We start from the raw sequence: 13,620 nt of genomic DNA on the forward strand, positions 1-13,620 counted from the left end.
CCACACCCCACACCCCACACCCCAGACACTGCCCACCTTAAAATTAATAACTAGAATTAATCACAATGGTGCAAGATCTAAGAAGTAAAGACTATGGGGGTGTTATGAAAATATACTTTGAGCGTAGTGGCGGTTTTATGGGCATGAATATGGCAACTGAGGTTGATACTGAATCCCTATCGCCAGAAGAAGCTAATCAGGTGGAAGCTATGATTAATACTGCTAGTTTCTTTGAGCTACCAGCACAGCTGATGTCATCAATACCGGGTGCGGATCAGTTTAGCTACAAACTGACAGTAGAAATCGCTGGACGGAAAAAAACTGTGGAAATTGGTGATACAGCAGTTCCAGATATCCTGCAACCTTTGCTACGACGCTTGACCACTATAGCAAGGTCAAGGTCGAATTAAGAATTTAGAATAACGTAGTCGGAGCATAGGGGATAATATCGGGATCAAATCCTCCCACTTGATTAGTGCGGATAACCCAAAGTTTAGCGCCATGCTTTAACAAAAGACTAGCGATTTCGTCATGACCACGTCGCGGTAATACAGTCCGCCAGCTAGCAAGTCCTCTGAGGATCGGGATAATGGGATTGTCACTGGTAGCAACTCCCACCAAGGTTTCAGCATGTTCCTTCCAGTCACTACGAACAATTCCTAGGGGAGTCAGCTGTTTTTCTAGTGCTTGTCCCAATTCGGATAATTGTTGAAATCGCTGAGTTTGGGGATGATCTGGATGATTTTTCAACCACTCTTGAATTTCAGGATTGGCATTCACTTCATCTTCTATCTGTTGGATGGCTACATAAAGCGCTTGATTGGAGTCTTGCACACAGGATTCTGCTGGTGAAACCAATGCTGCACCGTCACCATCCCCCGTGCGGTAGCGACCCATCATTACTTGTAACTGATGCTTCAATTCGTCCAAGGGTGATAGTTTAATATCACCAAACTCGTAGTCTTGGGTGACTGCATCCAATTTAACAATCACATCAGAAACAGGTCGATTGCCTAACCAACCCCACTGCAAATTTCCCATATAGTTCGGCCATTTGATTGACCCTGAAACAATGCCATCGGTGTTGCTAGCATAAACTTGATCGTACTCTATATCAAAGCGTAATTCATCGCTTAATGGGTCACGCACTACATCAGCAATACCATAGGCAAAGTGACCGCTTACCATATTAAAAAGGACACGTTCATCTTTTTTAGTGCCACCAATTCCCCCAAAAAGATGGATGACAATTCCCCGGTCTCCCTCCTGCCAACGGGATATCGCAGCGTCTGGTTGTTCAGCTAAAGGATCGAGCAGAACTGTCTTGCCAGTACTTTTTTGCTGTTCGGTATTTTCCCAATTTTTTTCCTTAATGTAAGTTACCCCTTCCTCAACTCCCAAAATTACTTGATCTGGCTCTAGCATCATCAAAGCCCTAGGTTCAATCCCTTGGGTAACAAAAATGCCGTCAGGATCTTGAGCACCATAAATATACCAACCAGCGCTATTTAGAGGAGAGTCTTCAATCTGGGAATTGGTAGATCTAGGGATGCCATCCTTGTCAGCCACCACTTGAGGAATACGAATAATTTCTTGAGGTCCATCAAATTGTTTTGAGTCTTTATTAAAGTGAGACACTTCAAAGCGATCGCTGTCAAGAGCCTCCCGCTTAATAATGGTAACCAAGCCATAGAAGCGACCGGTAATTTGCACTGGCTCTTCGGCAATAGTCAAAGACGTCCTTGTTTCTGACTCAGTCACAACTGGATTGTTTACCATGACAATCACATTATCGTCAGGTCTGGCTGCAGCCAAGGATTCCAGGGGACCTACATGATTCAGATGATTTAATCGAAACGGATGGATAGTGCCCCCTGTCATGCTATCTTCAGTGGCTTGATTAAAATTAATATCTGTGGTAACTCGCTTCACATAGTCTTTGACCCCTGGAGCATCCTTACTCCATCCTAAAGTCACAATTTGTCCTACCAAATGCTGATACTCAGCAGCAGCATGGTAGACTTCAAAGAGTACCGAATCATCCGTTGTTCGTTCCTCCTTTGGCGGCTCTATCAGTCGTCCGATCCACTCACTAACTGGTTGATAAAGACTTGATGATAGGGTCTGATTGATGGGATAATAGCTAGGTTGATTGATATCCTCGTTACGATAAAGTTCGTAGTTAGATGGTTTCGGTTCGGTCATTTTTTTCTGGCCTTGAGAATAGATAAAAAATACCACCCCGATTACTAAAATTAGGATAACCAGGACGATTACCAAAGGGTTTTGGGGATTTACAATCTTTAACATAGTTTTAAAATGAGATGCCAAACTATGGTTTTTTTAAAAAGGGAACAGGGAACAGGCAAAAGGCAATAGGCAATAGGCAATAGGCAATAGGCAATAGGCAAGACCTAATCAAGTCTATACGAATTTTTGGTAAATTCAAAAACTGTAATCCTTGTCTTGATGCAAAGCTCGAGTGGCCTCCCCGTGAGGCCACTGCATCGCTTGTTCCAATTGCTCAGTCAACATAATATTGATAATTCCCTCTCCCCAAACGTCCCAAACGTCCCACACTTCCCTGTGTTACCCTCTTGTCTCTTGCCTCTTGTCTCTTGACTCTTGCCTCTTGTCTCTTGCCTCTTGTCTCTTGCCTCTTGCCTATTGCCTCTTGCCTATTGCCTCTTGCCTATTGCCTCTTGCCTATTGCCTACTCCCTACCCCCTACTCCCTACCCCCTACTCCCTACTCCCTTTAATCTGACGCAGCCACATCCATCCTAGAACGGCTATTACCAGAGAAACCCAACCGGTCAAGGGCTTTAGCAACAAAAATCCTCCAATAGCTAACATTGCTCCAAACATTAGCAATATCGATGCCAGCACCCGTTTTAGATCGTGTTCCAAATCCTGGATTGGGGCTAAACCGGTGCGAAGCTGCTGACGTTTCCAGCCAGGCCCGGCTGGACGCACCCGTCGATAAAATTCATCTAAGGTGGTATCAGATTCTGGTGGCGTGAGCAACATTACCACTACCCACAAAACACCAGTAATTCCAGCAGTTACCAGCAGACGCCAACCAAAGTCAGGAATCTGAATAACTGGCACGACACTGGTACCAAACCCGACTACAAAACCAGCAACCATGGCGGTTAGTTCCGCAGCAGCATTAATCCGCCACCAGAACCAACGTAACATTAACACTAATCCCGGTCCGGTACCAATGGCAATTACTAATCGGAACACCGTGGCAACGTCTGTGGCAAAGAAGGCGGCAATGGCTCCTAAAACCGTGACCAACACTGATGCGATCCGCCCCACTAAGACTAGTTCTGATTCTGAGGCTTGGGGATGCACAAAGCGCAAATAGAGGTCATTAGTAAGATAAGACGCTCCCCAGTTAATGGAGGTAGAAACAGTACTCATAAATGCGGCAATCAGGGAGGTTACCACTATCCCCAGGATCCCTCGTGGCAGAAAATCTAGCATCAGTTTGGGATACCCCAATTCCCGGTCTGCCAAATCTGGATAGATTACCATTGCGGCTAGGGCAACTAATATCCAGGGCCAGGTCCGGATTACATAGTGAAAAATATTGAATAGCCAAGCCGCTTTCTCGGCATCTGCTTCATTTTTGGATGCGGCCAGGCGCTGGACAAATTCACCACCGCCATCACTGCGACGCCATGCCCACCATTGCAGGAACACATAGGCACAGAATGTGCTAGCACTGATGCCAGCAGTTTCACTCCAACTAATCCCTCCGGAACCAACTGTGAGGGGAAAAAAGGCTAGTACATCCTGTTGGGTAACTTCCTGCACTTTTGGGATTAGTTGATGAATACCACCGACATGGTTAATGGCAACTACAGCAACTATCATTGCTCCGAGTAGGGCAAAAAAGAATTGGAAGAAATCCGTAGCTACTACGCCCCACAGTCCAGCAAAGCCAGCGTAGACTAAGACTAGAATACTGACTCCTAATACACTCCAGAGTTTTACACTACTGGCTTCGGGCGCAATACCAAGGCTTTGCCAAATTTCTAGAGCACCTACCACTTTCACCATGGCTAGCATGGCATAGCCAATGGCAATACAGTTGATTGGTACCGCAAACAGGAAGGCTTTGGTTCCCCGTAATAGGGCAGCGATGGAGCCACCATAACGGATTTCGGTGAGTTCGGCATCAGTAACAATTTCTGAGCGTCGCCACATCCGGGCAAAGATGTAAATCATGATCAGATGGGATATGCCAAAACTCCACCATTCCCAGTTGCCAGCAATGCCTCGATTGCCAACTACCCCGGCAATGTAGAGGGGGGTATCAATGGAAAACGTGGTGGCAGCCATACTGGTACCTGCTAACCACCAGGGGAGCGATCGCCCCGAAACAAAGAAATCCACAAGACTGCCGGAAGCCTTGCGAGATAGGTATAGTCCTAAGCCGAGGGACAAGACTAAGTAGACTAGGACAATCAGCCAATCAACGAGTTGCATAAATTCCGGTTGCTGCTCACGGATTGAGATATCATATCAGATTCCGATCTCGGAAGTGTGGGGTGTGGGGTGTGGGGTGTGGGGTGTGGGGAATCGGGAAAAGAAGGCTCTAAAATAGCACAGGATTTTCGGTAGATGCAAAAAAAATCTAAACTTAATGTACTTTTAGCTACAAAATACTTGGAAGCATCAGCCCTAACCTAACTACATCAACATATATATGTAGTTATGGTAATTTCATCAGTTACAGAGGCAACGGGAAAATGGGGTAACCTCGATTCCCAAAGAGGTAATCTGAGTGAATTAGATCTATGGTGTATGATTTGTGGTGGCGTCCACATGACCGCTGACCACTGGAAATTTATGGCAGAAGATATGCCTAACGATCCAGTGGATATGATCGAAGACCTCACAAAAATGGGAGTTTATAAACCCGATACGTTTAAGATGGCAGATGCGGTTAATGCTGCTGATATTAGAAAGGCACTGCTACTAAAAGTAGCTGGTAAAGGGGACCCGAAGAGGGAGCAATTAGTTCTAGAGTTAGCTAAACAAGCTGGTGGTATCGAAAATGCTTTTGCTGCTGCCTTTGGTCCTAAAGCTGGAGAATTTTTCGGGGATGTAAGGCATTACAATAGTTTCAGCCGCCGCCGCTTCTTGAAAAATTTAGCAGTAGGTGCTGCATTAGTTACCCTAGCCAACTGTACCCCTAAACAGCAAACTCAGGATTTAAAGACAGGGGAGAATGAACCACCACCAAATGTAGATAGTCTAGAAAAAACAGACCTGAAAATTGGATTTATTCCCATCACATGTGCCACTCCTATTATTATGTCTGAACCTTTAGGGTTCTACTCCAAGTATGGTTTTAATGCCAAAGTAGTAAAAATGCCTAGCTGGGGTGCGGTTAGGGATTCTGCGATCGCAGGAGAACTGGATGCTTATCATATGCTAGCTCCCATGCCTATTGCCATGACGTTGGGTTTAGGTTCCGCCACCTTTGGAGTTAAACTAGCCAGCATCGAAAACATTAACGGTCAAGCTATAACTGTAGCTAACAAATACAAAGGTAAAATTAATGGTCCCGCCGATTTCAAAGGCTTCACCATCGGTGTACCTTTTCCTTACTCCATGCACAACCTCTTAATGCGTTACTACCTGGCCACTGGCGGAGTTGATCCCGATAAAGATGTAAAAATTCGCCCTGTTCCTCCACCAGATAGTATTGCTCAGTTGGTGGCAGGGGACATTGATGCTTACTTGATGCCCGATCCCTTTAACCAAAGGGCTGTCTATGAAGAGGCTGGATTTATCCACAAACTGACCAAGGAGTTATGGGCAGGACACCCTTGTTGTGCCTTTGCCGCAAGCGATGCTTGGATTGAGGAAAACCCCAACACTTTCCGCTCCCTCAATAAAGCAATTATCGAAGCTGCCGGTTATGCCCGTAACCCAGCCAATCGTCCAGAAATTGCCAAAGCCATCTCCGAAAGAGCCTTTTTGAACCAGCCAGTGGAAGTGGTGGAAGCTGTACTAACGGGTAACTTTGAAGATGGTCAAGGTAACACCAAAGCTGTACCAGACAGAATTGATTTTGATCCCTATCCTTGGCAGAGCTTTGCGAATTGGATTTCGTCTCAGTTAGTGCGTTGGGATTTGCAAGGAGATGGAAAAGTCAAATCAGCTATCACCTCAGAAAATTATGATCAAGTGGGTAAAGAAATTTTTCTGACAGATTTAGCTAGGGAATTGGCTCAGGAAGTGGGACAAACTCCACCTACAGAAATTTACCGTACAGAAACCTTGGAATTTGACACGTTTGATCCAGCTAAACCCCAAGAGTATGTGGATGAACAAATTAAAAAATACGGTTTCTAGAGGATAACTAGATTACCTGAAGTCTACTTCACCAATATCTTTGCAGATAAAAGCAAATACAACATGACATCAATACCCAAAAACGTAACTCACAAAAAACAACAACTCACAATATTTGAAAATGAAAACTTCAGAGCTCTGTTGCTATTTATCCTTTCCCTAGGCATATTTTTACTGTTTTGGGAATTAGGGGCAAAGATGAAGATTTTTGCTAAGGGTATGCCCACTGCTTCCCTAACCATTAAGGAATTATGGTATTGGGTAACCCATCCATTTTATGACAATGGACCTAATGATTTGGGTATTGGTTGGAATTTGCTAATTAGCCTGCGGAGAGTAGCGATTGGCTACACGTTAGCGTCAATCATTGCGGTGCCTTTGGGAATATTGGTAGGTATTTCCAAAATTGCCTTTAAAGCCTTTAATCCCTACTTCCAGCTTCTTAAACCGGTTTCTCCCCTGGCTTGGTTACCTTTGGGGCTTTATATATTCCGGAACTCAGAGATGACAGGGATTTTCATTATTACCATTGCTAGTATTTGGCCAACCCTAACCAACACAGCGTTTGGTGTGGCCAATGTTAACCCAGATTACCTGGATGTTTCTAAAATTCTGGGCGCTTCTAAATGGCGCACGATTTTTAAGGTGATTATTCCCGCTGCCCTACCTAACATCATATCTGGTTTGAGAATTAGTATGGGGATTTCTTGGTTGGTGATTGTGGCAGCAGAAATGCTATTGGGTACGGGTTTAGGTTACTTCATTTGGAATGAGTGGAATAACCTTTACATACCAAATATTCTGGTGGCAATTTTTATTATTGGGATTGTGGGTATTGTCCTTGATCAAATATTTGCCTATTTTGAAAAAATGGTTTCTTTCGGTAAAAAATCATCATGAAGCATCATTATGAGTACTTCTTTTTATTCCAAGGGCCGTAAGGTCATTAGTGACAATGACAGTGACCCTCAAATTTCATTACGTCATATTTCAAAAACGTTCCCCGGTAAAAAGGGTTGGTTTGATAAAATTACTGGGCAATCTTCTGCGGACTTTGTTGCTATCGAAGATATCAATTTAGATATTGAGCACAACACGTTTGTGTCCATCATTGGCCCGTCGGGTTGTGGTAAGTCCACCTTGCTGAATATTATCGCGGGTTTGAGTTCCGCCACCAGTGGCGAAGTGATTATCAATGGGCAACTTGTGACTCAACCAGGACCTGACCGGGGTATGGTCTTTCAAAACTATGCCCTTATGCCTTGGATGACTGTGGAAGGTAATATTAGGTTTGCAGTGGAAACTGTCTATCCTAAAATGTCTGCGAGGGAGCAAAAACGGGTTATTAAGGAAAATATCCAACTAGTGGGTTTAACCGGAGCAGAGAAAAAACATCCTCATGAACTATCTGGGGGTATGCGACAACGAGTAGGTATTGCGAGAGCTTTGGCTATTAATCCCCAAATTTTGTTAATGGATGAACCGTTTGGTGCGTTAGATGCTCTGACTAGGGGCTTTTTGCAGGATGAAATCGAACGCATTTGGGAGCAGCAGCGCAAAACTGCCATTATGATTACCCATAGCATTGATGAAGCCCTCCTGTTATCCGACCGGATTGTCATGATGACCAAAGGCCCTGCGGCGCGTATTGATGAGGTGCTTGAAGTGCCTTTCCCCCGTCCGCGCGATCGCACTACCGTTGAGCATCATCCTGCCTATATGGAACTGAAACAGGAAATGGAAAACCATCTATATCGGGAAACTAGAGCGGTAGAAGAAGCGAGAATTCACTAAAAATTCTTCTATTAGTGTAAAATACCAACGATCAAAAATCAGGAGACATCAATTATTATGGCAATTGCAGAAATTACTAAACAGTTGTTAGCCGCAAAAAAAGAAAAAGGACTCACCTTTGAAGATTTGGAAAAGGTTGTAGGTAGGGATGAAACTTGGGTCGCTTCTGTGATCTATCGTCAAGCTAGCGCAGATATGGAGGAAGCCACCAAACTAGTCACCGCTTTGGGTTTACCAGAATCCGTAGCTGAAGAATTAACCGTGCCACCCCTCAAGGGTTCCCTAGACCCTCAAATTCCTACTGATCCTCTAATTTACCGCTTTTACGAAATTATGCAGGTGTATGGTATGCCTATCAAAGCGGTGGTCCATGAGAAGTTTGGGGATGGGATTATGAGTGCTATTGATTTTTCCATAGAAGTAGAGAAAGTAGAAGACCCGAAAGGCGATCGCGTACAAATCATTATGTGTGGTAAATTCCTACCCTACAAAAAGTGGTAGCTTAGGATGATTGATTATGTCGGGGTAAACGTCAGTTATCCCGACTACAAGGTTATTAACTACTATTCACTACAATTACGAAAGCAGAGATGTTATACAAAAGACGTAATCGACCACTGCCATTGGAATCGTTTTCTTGACCTCAGCCATTACAAGCTAGCCACACGTTACCAGGGAATCAGTGTCCACTAAATCCAAAACCACGAACACATTAAAACAGTTAGATAAACGGCAATTGTCTGAGTACATCACAGCCTTAGTTTGGTCAAACCAAGGTAATTATCTAGCTATTGTTACTGCTGCAGGAGAACTGGCGTTATGGCAACAGGGTAATTTGGAAATTTTGACAGCCAGCCATGACTATACCCTAGACTGTGTGGGCTTTTCCCAAGATGGCAATTATCTAGCCACTGCTGGACAGCAAGGCAAGGTTAGTATCTGGCAATTGGGGGTCAATTCCTCCAACTTTAAGCCAATTACAACCCTGGATCAAGGTAACCCTTGGATTGACTCCCTAGGTTGGCATCCCCAAAAAAATCTATTAGCCTTTGCCGTCAATCGTCAGGTTAAGGTTTGGGATGTTGAGCAAGGGCAACTAATGGCAGAGTTAAACTTTGCAGACTCATCAGTTTTCAATATAGCTTGGCATCCCCAGGGTAAATTCCTGGCTGCTAGTGGCCATGGTAGTGTTAAAGTTTGGAACATTGAAAACTGGTCAGAGCCACCAGAAAAGCTTGAAGTCCCTGGAGCTAGTCTAGACTGTGCTTGGTCATCCAATGGTGACTATCTTGCTTCAGGCAATCTAGACCGCACTATTTCTGTACTTCACTGGGGTAATCCTTCCCCCTGGTTAATGCAGGGATTTCCCGGCAAAGTCAGTAAAGTTGTTTGGTCAAATACTTCTGATCCAGTTTTAGCTTCGTCTTGTCAAGATGCGGTAATTGTGTGGGAGTTTAGCAACGAAATCAACAACTGGCAAAATCGTGTGTTACAACATGACCAAGCCATACAAGCAATTACCTTTGCCCCCAATTCATCCCTACTAGTTTCCGCTAGTAATGATGGTGGTATTCAACTATGGTCAAAGGCTAAAAAGCTTACTAAAATAGTTAGCGGAAAAATAAAATTTTCTTGTTTAGCTTGGAACCCTACTGGAGACTATTTAGCTGCCGGAGGGCAAAATGGTGAAGTAATAATTTTGCAAAATTCTATTTCCAGTTCCAGTCGGGGATTTGGTTAATAATAATGAACTTATTTCAAACCTCTAAATCTAAAACTAATTCAGCTAAAATTAGGGAAATCAAAAACTGGGTTTATCAGCACTTGGCAATAGATCCGGAAATACCTATTTCTGTGAGTCAGTTACAATGTCATGAACCAGATTGCCCTCCCTTAGAAACTGTCATTGCTATCATGAGAACACCTCCGCAACAATACAAGATTCATCAATCTATAGAAGAAATTCAGGAACTAGACATTAAACAACTGGCGTTGCTAAATTGAAGTATGAATGCGCGATCGTTTGGTTTTGCTCAAGCCCCCTAAATCCCCCAATTTTGGGGGACTTTTAGAGTTTTGTCCCCCCCAGAATTGGGGGGCTAGGGGGGCGAAAATTGCTGTAATTCACTAATTAATTAGACTCAAAAATCCATGGTTGCAACTACTGTAAATAACGCTATTCCCGTCACTGTTTTAACTGGCTATTTAGGAGCCGGAAAAACTACGTTACTCAACCATATCTTGACCTACGAGCATGGAAAAAAGGTAGCGGTAATTGTTAATGAATTTGGGGAAGTTGGTATTGACAATAAGTTAGTTATCGATGCCGATGAAGAAATCTTTGAAATGAACAACGGTTGTATTTGCTGTACCGTGCGGGGAGATTTAATTAGAATCATTGGTAACTTGATGCGTAGGCGGGATAAGTTTGACCATTTAGTGATTGAAACCACTGGGCTTGCTGATCCTGCCCCGGTAATTCAAACGTTTTTTGTGGATGAAGAGATTCAAACCCAGTTAGACCTTGATGCCGTGGTAACGGTAGTTGATGCTAAGCATATTTTAGAGCACTGGGATAGTGATGAAGCCCAGGAACAAATTGCTTTTGCTAATGTGATTTTGCTCAATAAAATAGATTTAGTAGACCCTCAACAACTAGAGGAGTTAGAGCAAAAAATCAAAGCCATGAATGGTTTAGTAAAAATTTATCGTACCCAAAACTCAGACGTTGAGATGGATTCAGTGTTAGGGGTGCGGGCTTTTGATCTTAAACAAGCTCTAGACATTGACCCGGACTTATTAGGAGAAGATGCTCATGAACATGATGAATCCGTTTTTTCCTTTGCCATTGTGGAACCAGGAGCAGTAGATTTGGAAAAATTAAACACCTGGCTAACGGAATTATTACAGACCCAAGGGCAAAATATTTTCAGAATGAAAGGTATTCTTAATGTGATGGGAGAAGAGAATCGATTTGTCTTCCAGGGAGTACATATGATTTTTGAGGGTCGTCCCGACCGTGCTTGGAAACCAGAAGAAACCAGAAAAAATGAGTTAGTATTTATTGGTCGCAATCTTGATGAAAACCAATTTCGTCAAGATTTCCAAGCCTGTCTTGTTTAGAGTTTTTTCTAGCGGTTTTAAATTTGGTGAGGTACAGAGTTTTTGGTTTTAGGGAACAGGGAACAGGGAACAGGGAACAGGGAATAGGGAAGAGAAAAGAGGGAACAGGCCAAAAATTATGTGTACCTCATTATGCTAAAAACCGCTATAATAATTAAGCTAATGCGCTACGCGCACGCTAGGGGAAAAGCTATCAGCTATAAGCTATCAGCTTTTTTCATAACTATCAGGTACACAGGATTGTTTTCCCTCTTACCTACTCCCTACTCCCTACTCCCTACTCCCTGTTCCCTGTTCCCTGTTCCCTGTTCCCTAAAAGCCTATAATTTGTACTCATCGAATTGCAAACCGCCGTAACTATTACTATCTATGGAAACTAAACCACCCCTACCTCCTTTTACCTTAGAAAGTGCAACCGCTAAGGTGCAAGCTGCTGAAGATGCCTGGAATACCCGCAATCCCGAGAAAGTTGCTCTAGCTTATACCATTGATTCCGAATGGCGCAATCGTGCGGAATTTATTAGTGGTCGAGAGGAAATTATTGCGTTTCTGAAGCGCAAATGGGCAAAAGAATTAGATTATCGCCTCAGAAAACGACTTTGGAGTTTTATGGATAATCGCATCTCCGTTTGCTTTGAATATGAATGGCATGATGATTCTGGGTTTTGGTATCGTGCTTATGGCAATGAAAACTGGGAATTTGCTGAAAATGGTTTAATGAAGAGACGGGAAGCTAGTATTAATGATGTACCGATTAAAGAGTCTGAAAGAAAATTTTTGTGGGAACGGTCTGTAATTTCGTGACAGCCGTAGGGTGTGTTGGGAGGTAAGCATATGCGCTACGCGAACAGCGGTCAGCTATTTAATTGTTTACGCTCCCAACTATAGAGCCTAGGCTAATGACCAATATTTTTCGATCCCTATCCTAACCGGATTTTAACTAACAGCAAATTCGGTAAATTTGCGAACATCTGGAGGATGAAAAGCTAAAACAATATCACTTTTTGGAATACCTGCTGCCACTAAATCATTAGCAATGCCGTCTTCAGTATTGTCACATTTAATCCAGATTTTATAATTAATAATTCCCACATGAATCAAACAACTATGAAGATGTTCTTGGTTATTCCATCCTTCAGAAATAATTAAATATTGGTCTGTTTCTCGGTCAAATGCTGCATGGTTACGGATGTTTACATTAGAGTAATCAATGTTAACATAATGAGTTAAAAATTGACGAATAATTTGGCGATAGTTTTCTAATTTATCCATTTTACAATCACCTCCTCTTCAGGGTCAAAAACAATAATTTTAAGGGTGTTATCTTCTAATAAAATTTGTCCTATCTCTTTGGTAAATAAGCGGTTAAATATTGCTGATCTGATAGCTAAATAAAGAAGACGTTCTGAAAGTTGACGTTTAAGGATTTTATCGTATAATATATATTGACCTAAGGCGTTTTTAAGATCTTCTATTTCTGATGAACCAACAAAACTTTTAACTTCTACAGCAATTTTTTGTCCTTGTTTTTCAGCTACTAATAATTTTTCAGCAGCTAGGTCAATATAGATGTCTTTTTCACCTATTTTAAGGCTTAAAGGGTCATTGGTAATTGTCCATCCATCTTTTATTAGTGCATTTTTTACTGTGTCATGATAAATATCTTTGGCTGGCATTTTCAAAATTCTCAAGTGTGGGTGCGAAAATAAAAGCCTATCTTGATTATAGCGTACGCTTTTGTAGCCTGCCGTAGGCTGGGTTTCATGCTTTAACCGATGCACCAGACTGGCACACCTTAAATGTTGCTTTAGCAAAATACTAGGATCTAGTTTTAACAAGGATTTAGCTCAGCCAGTCCTAACAGAGTAAGACAAAAAAGAAACAGCCCTGCCTTGCTAAGGAGGGTTAGGGGTGATGTCTAGGAATTGAACTTCCTTAACCGAGCCTCTGAACCTCACCGTTGAGTATTTGAATATAAACCTTGAGACTCTGAACCTCAATCTTGATTATTTGAATACCATTGTTGAGTATCTGAACCTCTCCCTTTAGTATTTAAATATAAACGTTGAGTATCTGAACCTCTCCCTTTAGTATTTAAATATAAACGTTGAGTATCTGGACCTTGTGGACGAGTATCTGGACTTAGACCGTGAGTATTTGAATACCGTGGTTGAATCTCAGAGCCTCGTGAACGAACCTCAGAGCCTCAACGTTGATGATTTGAATACCGTGGTTGAACCTCATAGCCTCAACGTTGAGTATTTGAAGATAAACGTTGAGTATTTGAAGATAAACGTTGAGTATTTGAAGATAAACGTTGAGTATT

General features: G+C 42.7%; 14 protein-coding genes. 10 read left to right on the forward strand and 4 right to left on the reverse strand.

Annotation, left to right across the window (positions count from 1 at the left end):
• The first annotated feature begins 65 nt into the window (after positions 1–65).
• Positions 66–410: a protealysin inhibitor emfourin gene (locus AC4II3_RS23265; RefSeq protein WP_488010288.1), complete on the forward strand. Its 345-nt coding sequence runs from the start codon at positions 66–68 to the stop codon at positions 408–410.
• Positions 411–414: 4 nt separating this feature from the next.
• Here the strand turns inward: AC4II3_RS23265 and AC4II3_RS23270 are convergent, their stop codons facing one another.
• Positions 415–2,310, reverse strand: coding sequence for an abortive infection protein (locus AC4II3_RS23270; protein WP_488010287.1), 1,896 nt, complete (start codon positions 2,308–2,310; stop codon positions 415–417).
• 322 nt (positions 2,311–2,632) lie between these two features.
• On the opposite strand from AC4II3_RS23270, the gene AC4II3_RS23275 reads away from it, so the two are divergent.
• Positions 2,633–2,761 carry a hypothetical protein gene (locus tag AC4II3_RS23275; protein WP_488017299.1) on the forward strand — a complete coding sequence of 43 codons (129 nt, stop codon included), beginning with the start codon at positions 2,633–2,635 and terminating at the stop codon, positions 2,759–2,761.
• Here the strand turns inward: AC4II3_RS23275 and AC4II3_RS23280 are convergent.
• Positions 2,742–4,499 (reverse strand): sodium:solute symporter family protein, encoded by a 1,758-nt coding sequence (locus tag AC4II3_RS23280; protein ID WP_488017297.1) that lies wholly within the window; start codon positions 4,497–4,499, stop codon positions 2,742–2,744. The two genes, AC4II3_RS23275 and AC4II3_RS23280, sit on opposite strands and share 20 nt — an antisense overlap.
• A 228-nt stretch (positions 4,500–4,727) precedes the next feature.
• Between AC4II3_RS23280 and AC4II3_RS23285 the strand changes: the two genes are divergently transcribed.
• The 8 genes from AC4II3_RS23285 (at position 4,728) to AC4II3_RS23320 (ending at position 12,098) form a co-directional block, all read left to right on the forward strand.
• Positions 4,728–6,377 (forward strand): ABC transporter substrate-binding protein, encoded by a 1,650-nt coding sequence (locus AC4II3_RS23285; RefSeq protein ID WP_488015621.1) that lies wholly within the window; start codon positions 4,728–4,730, stop codon positions 6,375–6,377.
• 63 nt (positions 6,378–6,440) lie between these two features.
• Positions 6,441–7,277, forward strand: a complete 837-nt coding sequence (gene ntrB / locus AC4II3_RS23290) for a nitrate ABC transporter permease (protein WP_488015623.1) — start codon at positions 6,441–6,443, stop codon at positions 7,275–7,277.
• A gap of 9 nt (positions 7,278–7,286) precedes the next feature.
• Complete coding sequence (locus tag AC4II3_RS23295) at positions 7,287–8,171, forward strand: ABC transporter ATP-binding protein (RefSeq protein WP_488015625.1); 885 nt, start codon at positions 7,287–7,289, stop codon at positions 8,169–8,171.
• 57 nt (positions 8,172–8,228) lie between these two features.
• Positions 8,229–8,672 carry a cyanase gene (gene cynS / locus AC4II3_RS23300; protein ID WP_070391212.1) on the forward strand — a complete coding sequence of 148 codons (444 nt, stop codon included), beginning with the start codon at positions 8,229–8,231 and terminating at the stop codon, positions 8,670–8,672.
• Positions 8,673–8,853: 181 nt separating this feature from the next.
• Entirely contained in the window at positions 8,854–9,912 is a 1,059-nt protein-coding gene (locus tag AC4II3_RS23305; protein ID WP_488015628.1) for a WD40 repeat domain-containing protein, read from the forward strand.
• 5 nt (positions 9,913–9,917) lie between these two features.
• On the forward strand, positions 9,918–10,175 hold the full coding sequence (locus AC4II3_RS23310; RefSeq protein ID WP_488015630.1) for a hypothetical protein: 258 nt from the start codon (positions 9,918–9,920) through the stop codon (positions 10,173–10,175).
• 147 nt (positions 10,176–10,322) lie between these two features.
• Positions 10,323–11,294, forward strand: a complete 972-nt coding sequence (locus AC4II3_RS23315; RefSeq protein WP_488015631.1) for a CobW family GTP-binding protein — start codon at positions 10,323–10,325, stop codon at positions 11,292–11,294.
• Positions 11,295–11,663: 369 nt separating this feature from the next.
• Positions 11,664–12,098 (forward strand): nuclear transport factor 2 family protein, encoded by a 435-nt coding sequence (locus tag AC4II3_RS23320; RefSeq protein WP_075905743.1) that lies wholly within the window; start codon positions 11,664–11,666, stop codon positions 12,096–12,098.
• Between the two features lie 132 nt (positions 12,099–12,230).
• Here AC4II3_RS23320 and AC4II3_RS23325 read toward each other — a convergent pair whose 3' ends face one another.
• Both AC4II3_RS23325 and AC4II3_RS23330 read right to left on the reverse strand, forming a co-directional pair.
• Complete coding sequence (locus AC4II3_RS23325) at positions 12,231–12,566, reverse strand: element excision factor XisI family protein (RefSeq protein ID WP_488016334.1); 336 nt, start codon at positions 12,564–12,566, stop codon at positions 12,231–12,233.
• Positions 12,554–12,970, reverse strand: coding sequence for a XisH family protein (locus AC4II3_RS23330; protein ID WP_488016332.1), 417 nt, complete (start codon positions 12,968–12,970; stop codon positions 12,554–12,556). The genes AC4II3_RS23325 and AC4II3_RS23330 overlap by 13 nt, the downstream gene beginning before the upstream one ends.
• Between the last annotated feature and the right edge of the window lie 650 nt (positions 12,971–13,620).

This window comes from Moorena sp., assembly GCF_982860115.1.

Excerpts from the sequence above, each read along its gene's own strand:
- AC4II3_RS23265 (WP_488010288.1), top strand. The coding sequence starts at position 66 with ATGGTGCAAGATCTAAGAAGTAAAGACTATGGGGGTGTTATGAAAATA.
- AC4II3_RS23270 (WP_488010287.1), bottom strand. The coding sequence starts at position 2,310 with ATGTTAAAGATTGTAAATCCCCAAAACCCTTTGGTAATCGTCCTGGTT.
- AC4II3_RS23280 (WP_488017297.1), bottom strand. The coding sequence starts at position 4,499 with ATGCAACTCGTTGATTGGCTGATTGTCCTAGTCTACTTAGTCTTGTCC.
- AC4II3_RS23285 (WP_488015621.1), top strand. The coding sequence starts at position 4,728 with ATGGTAATTTCATCAGTTACAGAGGCAACGGGAAAATGGGGTAACCTC.
- ntrB (WP_488015623.1), top strand. The coding sequence starts at position 6,441 with ATGACATCAATACCCAAAAACGTAACTCACAAAAAACAACAACTCACA.
- AC4II3_RS23295 (WP_488015625.1), top strand. The coding sequence starts at position 7,287 with ATGAGTACTTCTTTTTATTCCAAGGGCCGTAAGGTCATTAGTGACAAT.
- cynS (WP_070391212.1), top strand. The coding sequence starts at position 8,229 with ATGGCAATTGCAGAAATTACTAAACAGTTGTTAGCCGCAAAAAAAGAA.
- AC4II3_RS23310 (WP_488015630.1), top strand. The coding sequence starts at position 9,918 with ATGAACTTATTTCAAACCTCTAAATCTAAAACTAATTCAGCTAAAATT.
- AC4II3_RS23315 (WP_488015631.1), top strand. The coding sequence starts at position 10,323 with ATGGTTGCAACTACTGTAAATAACGCTATTCCCGTCACTGTTTTAACT.
- AC4II3_RS23320 (WP_075905743.1), top strand. The coding sequence starts at position 11,664 with ATGGAAACTAAACCACCCCTACCTCCTTTTACCTTAGAAAGTGCAACC.
- AC4II3_RS23325 (WP_488016334.1), bottom strand. The coding sequence starts at position 12,566 with ATGGATAAATTAGAAAACTATCGCCAAATTATTCGTCAATTTTTAACT.
- AC4II3_RS23330 (WP_488016332.1), bottom strand. The coding sequence starts at position 12,970 with ATGCCAGCCAAAGATATTTATCATGACACAGTAAAAAATGCACTAATA.